This is a genomic window from Brevibacterium sp. CT2-23B, from assembly GCF_013168765.1.
Lineage (GTDB): Bacteria > Actinomycetota > Actinomycetes > Actinomycetales > Brevibacteriaceae > Brevibacterium > Brevibacterium sediminis.
Window position 1 is genome coordinate 260,174 of sequence record NZ_JABBYK010000003.1, and the last position, 13,018, is coordinate 273,191.

The following is a 13,018-nucleotide window of genomic DNA, read 5'->3' on the forward strand; positions in this document are numbered from 1 at the left end:
GCGGGAGAGAAGTTCTTTTCAGACAGCTGCTGTAGGTTCTCGGATTTCGTGTCGGAATCTCAATTTCGCGTCGGAGGCGTGTCGGTGTTCCCAGTTTCATGTCGGCGCGAGGATGCTGGAAACATGACAACGGAGACGTTGCTGGACACGGAACTGATGTACCTCACCGAGGAGGGCACATCGGTAGCCACCACTGTGGGAGCTGTGGACAGCACCCGACTTTCGAAGGGACTACCGGTCCGGTCGCCCAGATCATACGCGCGTCAACGTCACTACCCCGGTTTGTTTTGGTCCGCGACCACAAACGACCATATACCGTTCGAAAGCCGGTTAGAACTCGATCGATTGTGGTTGGCGGACTTCGAGTGGAAACCAAACCATGGGTCAGGTCAGAGTCAAACAAACCTTCAGCATTCCCTTCGTTTGACCTGAACCTCGGTTCAGGGGTGAAGCTTGAGGCATGAGTGAACGAGATGAGCTGTTTGGGATTGCCGAAGTCTCGGCACGGATCGGTCTGGAACCGGACACGATACGATACTTCGAGCGCCAGAGGGTCATACCGTCTCCACGACGCGACAGTGCGGGACACCGTCAGTACACGACGGCCGACGTCGAGTTGATCCGCATGCTGGTTCATCTCCGTGAGACGGGGATGCCTCTGGCTGATATCGCGAAGTTCACGGGCGCAGACAACAAGGTGGCTGATCTGGCCGGACTTCGAGTGGAGTTACTGACAGCCCATCGCCGTCGCGTCCAGGATAGGCGTGAGGAGCTCGACCGAGCGCTCGATGTAATTACGCGGAAGATCATGGATTTCAGCGATCGAATCACCGGTTCGGTGAACCTTCTCGAGCGAACAGATTGCACGATTGCGTTCGACTTCCAGGGGGAGGGGCCTCTGTTGTTCCTGGTCGGTGCGCCGGCGGGGCGGGCTGGTTTCGCACCGCTAGCGCATGAGCTTTCCGACCGTTATACCGTCGTCACCCATGACCCACGTGGTGTCGGTGCCAGTCGTGCAGTCCTGGGGATGGCTGCACCCACGCCCGAGGTACTTGCCGAGGATCTTGCTGCGCTTGTTGACCGGCTCACCGGAGGACCCGCCCTATTCGTCGGAACCAGTGGCGGCGCCGTGACGCTGTTGGAACTGGCCAAGCAGTATTCTGAAATGGTTGGCCGGGCCGTGTTGCATGAGCCGCCGCTCGTGTCCCTCGTGGCTGATTCGAAGCTAGCGGACAGAGCTGCAGCGGTGTTTGAAGCCGCGGAGGCTGATCCCCAGCGGGCAGTGCAGGAGTTCTTTGATCTCAGTGGCGCTGCCCACCATACGGGACCAGATCAGACACCTCCCGCCCATATGTCGATGCCCGAGCTACCTGCCGAGGAACTCGAAAAGAATCGCTACTTTCTAGGGCAGATGGCCGGTCCATCAGTCTTTTACGTACCCGATATTGAGGCCATCCGACGTGTTGCGATTACGCTGTGTGCAGGCTCACTGAGCCATCATCAACTCGCGCGGCGGGCAACCCAAATACTCGCTGAACGTCTAGGACTGCCCCTAGTCGACATGCCAGGTAACCACCTCGGCGCAAGCTCAGAGCCGTCAGAATTCGCAAAAGACCTCAAGCGCCTGCTCGAACCCTGAGCACTACCCGCGGCCCTTCCTAGGCCGAACGGCCCAGGACCACGGCCCCGCTGGAGCTCTTGACCGTTGAGGCGGAATGCCCGCTCTCCCACGCGTTGAGGGGGCGCTTAATCGTTCCGGTGGTGGTCTTCTTAGCCCTGATATGTCCAAACGAGGGCGGCGCACGGAGCCGCAGCCCAGTTTCTCGTACAGCTAGGCGGTGGAGGCGGGGTCGAGGCCCCGCTCGTCGCGAATGAGCGTCATCGACCAGAACAAGGCTCGGCGATTCCTAGCGATTCTCTTCCACGACCACTCGACGACCTTATGGGCGTGTACGAGACGCCCCAGCACTCGCAGATAGCGGTGAAGCGCCCTGGGGTTCGCTCCAGGTCTTAGCAAGGGGAACGGGAGTATGTCCAAGGAGTTCAGTCAAGAGTTGCGATATCGCACCATGCGCATGGTCTACGAGTGCCCGGCCCCGCTCGCAGTCGAATCGTGCGCTCACCCCGCGGTTCGGTGTCGGCGGCGAGACGCTGCGAATCTGGTGCAACCGCTACGGGCCCACCGAACCTGCGGGTTGCCACGGATCAGCCCGTAACTTCTCCGAGATCAGTCATCAGTTAGCGCGGAGTGTGTCTCGTACACCTGCCTGCTTTCCTCGGTTGCGGGCGCGAACTGCAAGCAGTGCGCAGCCGATCACGGCGATGCCGCCGGTAACGGTCTGCCAGCCGATGTGCTCGCCCAGCAGCAGGCCTGCCCAGAGGATGTTCATCACCGGTTGAGTGAGCTGCACCTGGCTGACTTCTGCCATCGGTCCGATGGCGAGGCCACGATACCAGGCGAAGAACCCGAGGAACATGCTCACCACCGCGAGGTACGCGAACGCGCCCCACTCCACGAGGGTGCCCATGTGAGGCTGCTGCACCATGGCGATGCCGGTCAGTAGAATCATCAGCGGTGAGGCGAGCACAAGCGCCCACGAGATTGTCTGCCACGACCCCAAGCTGCGCGAGAGCAATCCGCCTTCCGCGTAGCCGACCGCGCAAACGACGACGGCGGCGAACAGTAGCAGGTCGGAGAAGTGCAGCCCGCCGAAACCGCCACCTTGGATCACGGCGAATACCACCGCAGCGACAGCACCAAACGCGGCGGCGACCCAGAACGAGCGTGCGGGTCGTTCCCCCGTGCGCAGCGCCGCAATCACCGCCGTCGCTGCGGGCAGCAGCGCGATCACCACAGCCCCGTGGCTCGCGCGCGCTGTCTCGAGGGCAAACGACGTCAGCAGCGGGAACCCGACCACCGCGCCGCCCGCGACCACCGCGACCTGTACCCACTGCCTCCCTCGCGGGAGTCTTTGCCGCGTCAATCCGAGGGCGAAGGCGGCAAGCACGGCCGCGATCACCGCACGGCCCGACCCGACGAACAGTGCCGACATGTGCCCGTTCTCCACCGCGACCCTGGTGAACGGCACGGTGAACGAGAATGCGGTCACGCCGAGCAGCCCCCACCACAGGCCGGAACGGGATACTGGTAGCAGTTTGACAGAATATACAATAGCGCTATTGTTGTGATTCATGATTAATAGTAGCAGTGACCGCATCGTGTCGGCACTTGGCGAGTGGCTCGCGGTCGCTCCTGCGGGCGCACAGCTTCCGTCGACGCGGCAGCTTGTCGCGCGATTCGAGGCCAGCCCGGTGACGGTGCAGAAGGCACTGCGCACCCTCATCGGTCAGGGGGTGATTGAGTCGCGGCCGGGCGTCGGCACGTTCGTGCGCAGGGTCCGGGAGGTCCGTCCGAACGACTACGGCTGGCAGACGGCAGCGCTCGGCTCCCCGCAGCACCGCATCCCGGCCTCGTCGGTGGCGCTGCGCACAACGCCGAACGATGTGATCGCCCTGCATTCGGGCTACCCCGACAGGGAGCTGCTGCCCGAACGTCTGGTACGGGCCGCGTTCGCTCGCGCTGCACGCAGCGAGGCGGCGGTGAGCCGCCCGCCCGCTGCAGGCCTGCCCGAGCTGCAATCCTGGTTCGCCGCTGAACTCGGCGCGATCACTCCCACGGATCTCACCGCCCCGGCCGCAAGGGATGTCGTAATCGTGCCGGGTAGCCAGAGTGGCCTCAGCACTCTCTTCCGCACCCTTGTCGGTGCGGGACGACCACTACTCATCGAGTCACCGAGCTACTGGGGGGCGATGCTCGCCGCCGCGCAGGTCGGCGTGCAACTCGTACCCATCCCGTCCGGGCCGCACGGCCCGAACCCCGACGACCTCGACCGCGCCTTCGCGCAGACCGGGGCACGCGCGTTCTACGCGCAACCGAACTTCGCCAACCCCACCGGCGGCCAGTGGTCGGCGAAACTGGGTGACGCGGTGCTCGGGATCGTGCGCGAGCGCGGCGCGTTCCTCATCGAGGACGACTGGGCGCACGACTTCGGCATCACTACCGATTCTGTCCCCATCGCCGCCCGTGACGACAGCGGTCACGTCGTCTACATCCGCTCACTCACCAAAAGTGTCTCTCCATCAGTCCGGGTCGCGGGCCTGATCGCGCGCGGCCCTGCCCGTGATCGCATCCTCGCGGACACGCAGGCCCAGGAGATGTACGTCAGCTCCGCCCTACAAGCCATCGCGGTCGATGTGGTCACGCAACCGGCTTGGCGCACGCACCTGCGCTCACTCAGGCAACAGCTCGCCACCCGCCGCGATCTCCTCGTCGACGCGCTCCACGAGCACGCTCCGGCGGCGTGCCTGGACGCCGTACCGTACGGCGGCCTGAACCTCTGGCTGCGACTGCCCGACGACACGAACCTGCTCCAGCTTGCCCGAGAATGCGAAGCTCGTGGGGTCATCATCGCAGCAGGCGACGATTGGTTTCCCGCCGAGCCAACCGGCCGCTATCTCCGTCTGAACTACTCCGGACCCAACCCCAGCGCGTTCCCCGAAGCCGCGCGAATCATCGGACAGGCCCTCGCAAACAGACAGTGAATCGTTTCGGTGAGGATAGCGCTCCCGACCTTGCCGGTCGCACCGAATACAGCGGCTCGCATGATCAGACGTGGTCTTTCGTGCTCGGTGGCGGGAGTTGACCGGCGACCATCGAGATGAGTGCGGCGGCAAAGCCGAGAAGTTGGAGTGGGGTCAAGGCTTCACCTGCGATCGCGGCGCCGAGCCCCGCCGCGACGAGCGGGGAAAGCAACCCGAGCAGGGCGGTTGCCGTCACGGGCAGACGCCGGATGCCGGCGAACCAGATGGTGTAGGTCAGCAGCGCCCCGATCAGCCCCAGCCAGGCGTACCCCAGCACGGCCTTACCGTCGATACCGGGCGGAATGCCGTCGATGAGCAGAGCCGGCAGCAGCAGGACAAGACCGGCCGCGGTGAGTTGCCACCCGGCCAGACCTACTGCGGAGACCCCTTCGGGGCGCCCCCACTTCTTCGTCAGCACAACTCCGATGCCCATCGACACGGCACCGCCCAAGCCCGGGAGGACACGAAGAGGTGATATCGCAGCGTTCCGGCCGAGGACGACGAGCGCAACGCCGATCATGCCGAGCACGCCCCACGTGACTCGCCAGAGCGAGAGCTTTTCGTGCAGGATCGCCACGGCGAGGAACGCGATCACGATGGGCTGTGCCGCACCCAGCGTGGCTGCTACTCCGCCTGGCAAATGCTGGGCTACGAGGAAGAGCAGCGGGAAGAATGCGGCCATGTTGAAGGTGCCGAGCACGAGGCTCTTCCACCACCACGAACCGAGCGGCAACTGCCTCGCGATCAAGAGCGCGAGCAGACCTGCGGGAAGCGAGCGCATCATCGCAGCGAAGAGAGGATGCCCTGCGGGCAGTAGGTGCGTGGTCACGATGTAGGTGGTGCCCCAGGCCATCGGGGTGAGCGCAGTCAGTATCGTCCACACGGCCTGGCTCGTGGATTCTGCCTGCACGCTTGGAGGCGTGCGCGGTGAGGTCGTGATGCTCATGGTTACATCGTCGGGTCCGGCATGCCCATGAGTCCAGGACATTGTTGTGATCCCAGTGATGAACAAGGATCATTGAAGTGTGGAGCTTCAGCAGATGCGGTATGTGGTCGCGGTGGCCGAGGATCGCAGCTTCACTCGCGCGGCAGAGCGGTGTCTCGTGGTGCAGTCCGCTCTGAGTCACCAGATCAAGGCGCTCGAACGCGAACTCGGGGTGAGGTTGTTCGCGCGCACCAGCCGCAGGGTTGAGACCACGGCCGCCGGCGAGGCATTCCTGGCACGAGCACGAGAGAGTCTCGATGCGGCTGAACGGGCGGTCTCCGAGGCGGCGGAGGCGGACGGGCAGATTCGAGGCAGTCTCACGATCGGTGTGATTCCGACGGTGACCACCATCGATATACCTACTGTACTGGGGCGTTTCCATCGCGCCCACCCTGCGGTGCGGATCAAGCTCCGAGGCGGCGGTAGCGATGAGTTCATCACCGCGATCAGCGAGGGCCGTATGGACGTCGCAGTGCTCGGGCTGCCCGACAGCGCACCCCGAAAGGCGTGAACGCGCGCGTTCTTGCCAGGGAGCGGCTCATCGTCGTCGTCGCCGCTGAACACTCACTGGCTCGGCGTCGCAGACTACGGTTGGAAGACTTGACCGATGAAGTGTTCGTGGACTTTCCCGAGGGAACACCCGGCCGAGTTCCCTCCGACCTCGCATTCCAGGCCGCTGGTGTCCATCGCGAGGTCGCCTTCGAAGCGATGAGCGCCGACCTTATCGTCGACCTGGTCAGGCAGGGCCTCGTGATCGCCCTGCTCTCACCAGCTGTCATCCCCGCCGGCAGCAACGACCTTCGAACGATCCCGGTGACAGCTGGCCCCACCCGTATCGAGTACCTCGCGTGGAGCAGCTTCAACTCCACCCCCGCAGCAAGAGCATTCCTCGAAAGCCTGCCGATGCCTCAACCGGGCGACGACACGTAGGTGCATTCGCAGGGAGCCGAATGTCAGTCCACCGGACCTCGCTTCAAAAACGCTTGACAAGGTCGACTGCTCCTTCGGGATTCTCGGTTTGCTGGACGAATCCTTCGCTCGTGTACAGATGGATGTTCTTCGTGCTTCGCGATCCGGTGCTGAGCTCTATCCGGTCGCAGGAGCTGGCGAGAGCATCCGTCGCGTGCCGGAGGAGCCAGCGCCCGATTCCCCGTCCGTAGAGATCGGGAACGACGGCGAGTCTGCCGATGCACCCTGTTCGCGATGCGCGTCGAGCGCGAACCATTCCGATGAGACGACCGTGGAGCCAGAGTCCGATCGTCTCCCAGTCGGTGAGCCAGGCCTGCACGTCGTCGAGGGTCTCGGTGAACGGAGTGAGGTCTAGTGTTTCGTTGCTCAACGCCTCGTCGACCCAGCAGCATCGCTGCAGAACCAGTACATGAGGTGCGTCGTTGGGAGTCAACGGGCGTGTATAGCTACCGGGCAGCGGCCCAACTCCGTTACCGGGCCGTGCAGCCTCCCGCATGGGCTTGAGCGCGTGAGCTAGTCTGATCAGCTCTTCCAGCAAGCTGTTCGCTGACGCGGTCAGCTGTGCGCCCGGGCGCACCCCGGTCGAATCGATCGTGTCTTTCAGGCGCAGGGCGACGGTCGAGCCGAGTGGGACGAGACGAAGTGTCGTTATCACCTGTTTCGCGTGCTGCACGGATCGGGTGCCTGCCGAGGTGTTGCCGTAACTCACGAACCCCATGGGCTTCCATGCCCATTCTTGGCTCAGGTAGTCGAGGGCGTTCTTGAGCGTCGCGGGCATGCCGTAGTTGTATTCCGGCGTGACCGCGATGAAGCCATCCGCCTCGTCGACGATCTTGCTCCACGCTTTGGTGTGCGGGTTTCGGTACGCGCCAACAGCAGGATGTTCCTCCTCGTCGAAGAACGGGAGGTCGAGATCGCGCAACGACACATGCTGAAGCTCGACGCCGAGTGCGTCGGCGTCGGGGGTGAGGGTTCGCAGGAGCCAGTCTGCAACCGCCGGGCCCATAGCTCCTGGCCTGGTGCTGCACGTGAGGATCACGACTCTAGGAGATTTCATTGACATGTAAACGAGCATAGATCGTAGAATGATTACATGTCAACGAAAAGGATGGGGTCCGCGGCGCCGTGGCTGAACGAGGATGAGGAAGTCGCCTGGCGCGCGTTTCGTCGCATGACGATCGCAGTGCAGGCCGGTGTGGTGCACGACCTTGCAGCGTCGGGTCTCTCGGAGCCCGACTACGAGGTGCTCAGCACCCTGGTCGAAGCGCCGGAGAGGACGAGCACACTGCATGCCCAGGCGCAGAAGATGGGGTGGTCGCGGAGCAGGCTCTCGCGTCACGCCGGCAGGATGGAAGCGCGAGAGCTGATTCGCCGTGATCCCGACCCGGCAGACGGTCGCGGCTGTCTGCTCGTACTCGCCCCCCTCGGTCTCGACGCCCTTCGTGGAGCGACTGCCGTGCACTTGGAATCCGTGTGCCGCCGCTTCACCGATCGGCTCGACGCGCGCGACCTCCTCGACATCGTGCGAATCTCTGGAAAACTCTCCCATGCTCCAGAGTCGGCTCTATGACACGTAGGCCGTGAGCAGTCTGTCAAGGGCCCGATGAGACTGCCGACGAGCCAGGTCGATGTCGTTCTGTTGGGCTGTCCACAGGGCTGCTTCGTTCATCGCGCCGGAGAGCTGCGCGGTCGACGCATCGAGGATGTCTTCTGCAACTCCTGCCTCACGTAGTGCCTCTCGCAGATGCGTCGCCGAATTCTCTGCGTCAAGTCGGCGCCATTCCTGCCAGCCGGTCACTGCTGGTGAATCGATGAGCAGGATGCGCATGGCGGCTCCGTTCGTGATCGCATCGAGGAATGCGTGCGACCCGGCCTTGAGCTGTTCGTGAGGCTGCGGGTCTGCATTCTCGGCTGCCGCGACGACAGCTCGTGCGACGTCGGCTTGGAGTCGGGCGGCGACTTCGCCGAACAGCGCGACCTTGTTCCGGTAGTGGTGGTAGACCGCCCCCCGTGTGACCCCGGCGTCCCGGGCGACGTCATCGACGGAGACTTCGCTGAAGCCTCGCGCTGATAAGAGTTCCTTCGCGGAATCGAGGATGCGTTGGGCTGTCTGGGCGGCGTCGGCTGCGGAGGCGCGGGGCATGGTCCTCTTCCTTTACGTACAGTGTGTATGTATACTGGCTTCGTTACATGCATATCGTACGTAAAGGAGTGCAATGTCCGTCACCAGCCTCTATCCCGTGCTCATGTCTCGCGATGTCGACGCCGCGGCGTCCTTCTACCGCGACTTCATCGGTTTTGAGACGACCTTTGAATCCGACTGGTATGTCAGCTTGCGCTTAGGCGAGTTCGAGCTGGCGATCTTGGCTCACGATCACTCCACGGTGCCGGCCGGATACCGTGAACTTCCCCGAGGAGTGATCGTCAACCTCGAAGTCAGCGACGTCGATGCCGTCCACAAGCAGCTGGCCGGCAGAACAGAGGTGAACGTGGTGTTACCGCTTCGCGACGAGGACTTCGGTCAGCGGCACTTCATCATTGCTGCCCCCGATGGTGTGCTGCTCGACATCATCCAGCCCGTGGCTCCCAGTGAGGACTACGCGAGCGCGTATATGCAGCCATAGAGGCTCCCGTTCGGCGAGACCCTGGATCCGTTCACCTCAGGTCTCGCCGAAGGGGAACGAAGATGGCGAGAATCGCCGCGATGACCGCGTATGCCACGAGGATCGCAGCGCCGAGCACAGGTGAGACCATCGTCGCAGGCGTCAGCGCTGTCTGGCTCGCGATCGCGCCGGTGAGGAAGTCGAAACTCGTCAGCGATGCCGTCGCGCCGCCCGGCAGGAACGGGTAGATCGCATTGACGCCAGGAACCATCATCAGGACGTACTCGACGAACAGGAAGTAGCCGAGCACGACGCCGATCGCGACGAAGGGTGAACGCGCCAACGCGCCGATCCCTACTCCAAGCAGCATGTAGGCGGCAGCGGCGAGGCTGAGCTGTATGAGTGCCGGTACCAGATTCACCACATTGACGCCCAGCGGTACACCGCGCATCCATGTTGCGACGATCAGGGCGAGGAAGGCCGACAGGGATGCGACCATTCCGTAGACAATGCCCAGCGCTGTGTACACGGCGAGCTTGGCTGTGAGTACTCGACCCCGACGAGGAACGACGAGGAACGTCGTGCCGATCGTGCGGTGTCGATACTCGTTTGTGATCGCGATGGTCCCGATCAGCGCGGGGACGAACAGAAGCACGGTTCCGATGCCGAGCACGAATCCAACGCCTTCGGGGGTGTCGATGTCCGGCATGGGAGGCTGGGCGTTCTGCGGTCCGGTGAGCGCAAGGAGAAGCGGCAATCCGCCACCACACGCGAGCGCAACCAGTGTCGACCGCAGTGCTACTCCGGTGCCGCTCAGTCGCGCGACTTCGCCATAGACGGCATTCATAGGAGGAGTCCTTTCTGCGTGAGGCGCAGGAAGGCTTCTTCGAGGGGAGCATCTTGCGCTACGAGTCGTTCGAGTGCGCCCGCCCAGACGGTGCGGCCTCGGTCGATGAGGATGACGTCGTCGATCGTGTGCTCAACCTCGTTGAGCACATGGCTGGAGAGCAGTACGGCGCGCCGTCAGCATCGGCGAACTCGCGCAGGAATGTGCGGAGCCAGGCGCTTCCGCTTGGGTCGAGACCGTTCGACGGCTCATCGAGCACGAGGATGTCCGGGTCGCCGAGCATCGCGGTGGCCAGCGCGAGGCGCTGGCGCATCCCGGTGGAGAAGGTGCCGATCCGACGATCGGCGTACGACTGCGCCCCCACGAGGGATAACACGGTGTCGACCCGCGACCGGTCCATTCCTCCGAGTGCCGCGTACGTGTGAAGGTGAGCGCGTGCCGTCATGCGTGGATGCGCTGAGGCAATGTCCAGGACCGCGCCCACGGTCTTTGCGGGCGCAGGCAGGTGGGCATACGGAAGGCCAGCAATGTGAGCCTCACCGCTGTCGGAGCGAACTAGGCCGAGTAGTGCGCGCATGAGCGTCGATTTCCCTGCCCCATTGGGCCCGAGGAACCCGACGACGCGCCCGTACTCGACCTTCAAGGTGACATCTTCGAGCGCAACGACTGCCCCGAACCGTTTTGAGAGCGCCTCTACCTCGATCGCAGCGTTCAAGAGTGCACGTCCGATCGGAGGTCTGCCGCGATCGACTCTGCAGCATCGGTGCTCAGGAGGACCTCGTCGAACCCGACGGCGGCCCGGTCGACGGCGATCCGCAGCAGCGGGTGACCGCGCTTCATCGAGACTAGGCGCCGCACTCCCGAAGGGTGTCTGAACGTGCCCAGCTTGCGGTAGCCAGAGATGACGAGACCGGATTTCATCCCGAGGATCTCGGAAGTCCATCCCGGCTCGCTCGTTACACCACGGATCGCCGCCCTCGGAATTGACAGCTTCGGCAAGCCCGTCATCGTCGCCTCCCAGCCGGGAAACTGCACGTGTACTCCCGTTTGGTCGTACGTGATGTTCGTCATCGTTCTCTCCTGGTCGCTAGAATAGAATCGTAACGAGAACATTATCATAATGATAACAGTGAGGAGTCAAGGTGCCGGACAAGACTGCTCTGGCAGAGGTCGTGCTGCACCCCGTGCGATTACGGATCATCCAGCAGCTGGGTGGTCGCAACCGCACGACGGCACAGTTGCGCGAGGCGCTCCCGGATATCCCGCAGGCCACGCTCTATCGACATGTAGCGGCCCTCCTCGATGCCGAGGTTGTCGCCGTGGTCAATGAGCGCAGATCTCGTGGCGCGATCGAGCGAACCTTGGCGCTAGGGGACCGGATGGCAGCGATTGACCACGCCGAGCTTTCTGCGATGAGCAGCGCGCAGCTAAACACAGCCTTCCTGACTTTCTTGGGAGACGTCACGGGTGACTTCGATCGTTTCCTCAGCGCGGGTTCTCCCGAAGCCCGTGAGTTGGTCGGTTTCGCGCGAACGCCCTTGTACGTGAACAGGGAGGATCTCGCCACGATCCAGTCCAGCCTCGCCGAGCTACTGGCCCCTTACCTGACGGAACGGGAGGACGGTCAGCAACGCGTCAACCTCGCCACGATCCTCCTTCCGGACCCGTGAACGCGTAAAGAGAACGACGGCAACGCAAAGGAGACAAGATGCCAACGACGAAGCACATCCTTGTGTACTCGGACTCGCTGACCTGGGGCATAGTCCCGACGACTCGGCAGCGACTTCCCTTCGAAGAGCGCTGGCCCGGAGTCCTGCACGCCGCGCTCAACGCGGGAAGGGACGGTCGCATCCGGCTTACGGAGGATTGTCTCAACGGGCGTCGCACCGCCTTCGACGACCCATACAAACCTGGGCGGAACGCCCTCAGCGGCATCCAACAGGTCATAGAAGCGCAATCCCCGCTCGACCTCGTGATTCTCCTACTCGGCACGAACGACTTCCAATCCATGCACCAGCACAAACCCTGGCACTCCGCGATGGGCATCGCAGCGCTCATCAACGCGATCAGGACAGCGCCGATCGAGCCCGGGATGCCTACCCCGCCGATTCTCGTCATCGCGCCCCCGCAGCTTGACAACCCTCGAGGACCGATCGGCCCGAAGTTCGCGGGCGGGGATATCGCCGCACAGGGTCTCGCGCAGGCAATTCGACAGGTCAGCGAAGACACCGACTGCGTCTTTTTCGACTCGAACACGATCACCACCAGCAGCAAGCACGACGGCGTGCATCTCGACGCCGACCAGCACCACGCCCTGGGTGTCGCACTCGCGCCGGTCGTCGCGGACCTGATGGTAGATCGCGATGCTGGCTGAAGCTCCACAGTCAAACAATGCGGGTCATCCGGCCCCTTCTGAGGCGATCAGAGCGTAGTTCCTTACTTTTACCTACTGGGCGCTGCCTAGTTGGTCACATGCAGGAAGACTGTCGGCTACTTTTGCTGAGATAGGACGGTGCGCTGCCCAGACCCTCTCTATATCAACTTGGCGTAGCGCATCTCGCATCGCTCGTAGCGCGTTATCCGAGTGTCGCAACGTTTTCTGGGTACCTAGTCGAAAGAGGTGCGAAAAATGGTCGTCGTCATTGCCTAGTCCCAAGTGCCTGCGCAGAGCTGTGGCTCGGGTGCGGTTAACGTTTGATTTGTCGGCCAGGTCATATTTTCCCATGTAGAACTTTATCTCCAAGTCGACTTCACGGATGCCGGCCGCTTCGGCTTCAGGGTCATTGGTCGTGTGTAGCGCAGTGCCCTATAGGTCTTTGTGCTCGTCGAGGAAAGCGACGATCACTTCCGTAGGCGGTCGAACTCCGCCTTGCCGAAGTACGCGGTCGCTGACCGGAGGATCTCGTTCGTCTTCTTCAGCCCCCGATTCTCAGCCTCCAGTTGCCGGATCCGAGCTGTGGAGTCGATCGGCGT

The 13,018-nt window shown here is 63.1% G+C and carries 15 protein-coding genes and 1 pseudogene; 8 read left to right on the forward strand and 8 right to left on the reverse strand.

What is annotated here, in order from left to right:
* The first annotated feature begins 460 nt into the window (after window positions 1-460).
* Complete coding sequence (locus HIM68_RS09745; protein ID WP_172171750.1) at window positions 461-1,639, forward strand: alpha/beta fold hydrolase; 1,179 nt, start codon at window positions 461-463, stop codon at window positions 1,637-1,639.
* 595 nt (window positions 1,640-2,234) lie between these two features.
* On the opposite strand, the gene HIM68_RS09750 is transcribed toward HIM68_RS09745, so the two are convergent.
* Window positions 2,235-3,194: a DMT family transporter gene (locus HIM68_RS09750; protein ID WP_139467934.1), complete on the reverse strand. Its 960-nt coding sequence runs from the start codon at window positions 3,192-3,194 to the stop codon at window positions 2,235-2,237.
* Between HIM68_RS09750 and HIM68_RS09755 the strand changes: the two genes are divergently transcribed.
* A complete protein-coding gene (locus HIM68_RS09755; RefSeq protein WP_172171752.1) occupies window positions 3,193-4,602 on the forward strand; it encodes a PLP-dependent aminotransferase family protein in 1,410 nt (469 codons plus the stop codon). The two genes, HIM68_RS09750 and HIM68_RS09755, sit on opposite strands and share 2 nt — an antisense overlap.
* A gap of 64 nt (window positions 4,603-4,666) precedes the next feature.
* Here HIM68_RS09755 and HIM68_RS09760 read toward each other — a convergent pair whose 3' ends face one another.
* Window positions 4,667-5,587 (reverse strand): EamA family transporter, encoded by a 921-nt coding sequence (locus HIM68_RS09760; RefSeq protein ID WP_216657055.1) that lies wholly within the window; start codon window positions 5,585-5,587, stop codon window positions 4,667-4,669.
* A gap of 112 nt (window positions 5,588-5,699) precedes the next feature.
* Here HIM68_RS09760 and HIM68_RS18820 point away from each other — a divergent pair, with 112 nt between their 5' ends.
* A complete protein-coding gene (locus HIM68_RS18820; RefSeq protein WP_367647493.1) occupies window positions 5,700-6,137 on the forward strand; it encodes a LysR family transcriptional regulator in 438 nt (145 codons plus the stop codon).
* Window positions 6,134-6,556 (forward strand): LysR substrate-binding domain-containing protein, encoded by a 423-nt coding sequence (locus HIM68_RS18825; protein ID WP_367647494.1) that lies wholly within the window; start codon window positions 6,134-6,136, stop codon window positions 6,554-6,556. Before HIM68_RS18820 ends, HIM68_RS18825 begins: the two co-directional genes overlap by 4 nt.
* Window positions 6,557-6,599: 43 nt before the next feature.
* On the opposite strand, the gene HIM68_RS09770 is transcribed toward HIM68_RS18825, so the two are convergent.
* Window positions 6,600-7,670: a GNAT family N-acetyltransferase gene (locus HIM68_RS09770; protein ID WP_367647496.1), complete on the reverse strand. Its 1,071-nt coding sequence runs from the start codon at window positions 7,668-7,670 to the stop codon at window positions 6,600-6,602.
* 18 nt (window positions 7,671-7,688) lie between these two features.
* Here HIM68_RS09770 and HIM68_RS09775 point away from each other — a divergent pair, with 18 nt between their 5' ends.
* The gene (locus HIM68_RS09775; protein ID WP_172171758.1) at window positions 7,689-8,165 is read left to right on the forward strand and encodes a MarR family winged helix-turn-helix transcriptional regulator; all 477 of its coding nucleotides are present in this window, start codon (window positions 7,689-7,691) and stop codon (window positions 8,163-8,165) included.
* On the opposite strand, the gene HIM68_RS09780 is transcribed toward HIM68_RS09775, so the two are convergent.
* Window positions 8,160-8,738, reverse strand: coding sequence for a TetR/AcrR family transcriptional regulator (locus HIM68_RS09780; RefSeq protein ID WP_172171760.1), 579 nt, complete (start codon window positions 8,736-8,738; stop codon window positions 8,160-8,162). The two genes, HIM68_RS09775 and HIM68_RS09780, sit on opposite strands and share 6 nt — an antisense overlap.
* A 73-nt stretch (window positions 8,739-8,811) precedes the next feature.
* Here HIM68_RS09780 and HIM68_RS09785 point away from each other — a divergent pair, with 73 nt between their 5' ends.
* On the forward strand, window positions 8,812-9,219 hold the full coding sequence (locus HIM68_RS09785) for a VOC family protein (protein WP_172171762.1): 408 nt from the start codon (window positions 8,812-8,814) through the stop codon (window positions 9,217-9,219).
* Between the two features lie 31 nt (window positions 9,220-9,250).
* Here HIM68_RS09785 and HIM68_RS09790 read toward each other — a convergent pair whose 3' ends face one another.
* The 3 genes from HIM68_RS09790 to HIM68_RS09800 are packed head-to-tail and all read right to left on the reverse strand — an operon-like array spanning window position 9,251 to window position 11,116.
* Window positions 9,251-10,045: an ABC transporter permease subunit gene (locus tag HIM68_RS09790; RefSeq protein ID WP_139467928.1), complete on the reverse strand. Its 795-nt coding sequence runs from the start codon at window positions 10,043-10,045 to the stop codon at window positions 9,251-9,253.
* A 58-nt stretch (window positions 10,046-10,103) separates the two neighbouring features.
* Window positions 10,104-10,760: an ABC transporter ATP-binding protein gene (locus tag HIM68_RS09795; RefSeq protein ID WP_253903881.1), complete on the reverse strand. Its 657-nt coding sequence runs from the start codon at window positions 10,758-10,760 to the stop codon at window positions 10,104-10,106.
* Window positions 10,757-11,116: a hypothetical protein gene (locus tag HIM68_RS09800; RefSeq protein WP_139467927.1), complete on the reverse strand. Its 360-nt coding sequence runs from the start codon at window positions 11,114-11,116 to the stop codon at window positions 10,757-10,759. The genes HIM68_RS09795 and HIM68_RS09800 overlap by 4 nt, the downstream gene beginning before the upstream one ends.
* 71 nt (window positions 11,117-11,187) lie before the next feature.
* Between HIM68_RS09800 and HIM68_RS09805 the strand changes: the two genes are divergently transcribed.
* Both HIM68_RS09805 and HIM68_RS09810 read left to right on the forward strand, forming a co-directional pair.
* Complete coding sequence (locus HIM68_RS09805; protein WP_139467926.1) at window positions 11,188-11,715, forward strand: helix-turn-helix domain-containing protein; 528 nt, start codon at window positions 11,188-11,190, stop codon at window positions 11,713-11,715.
* 38 nt (window positions 11,716-11,753) lie between these two features.
* Window positions 11,754-12,419 carry an SGNH/GDSL hydrolase family protein gene (locus HIM68_RS09810; RefSeq protein WP_139467925.1) on the forward strand — a complete coding sequence of 222 codons (666 nt, stop codon included), beginning with the start codon at window positions 11,754-11,756 and terminating at the stop codon, window positions 12,417-12,419.
* 438 nt (window positions 12,420-12,857) lie between these two features.
* On the opposite strand, the pseudogene HIM68_RS18995 reads toward HIM68_RS09810, so the two are convergent.
* Window positions 12,858-12,997 (reverse strand): annotated as a pseudogene (locus tag HIM68_RS18995) (IS3 family transposase); the annotation flags it as partial.
* Window positions 12,998-13,018: the final 21 nt, after the last annotated feature.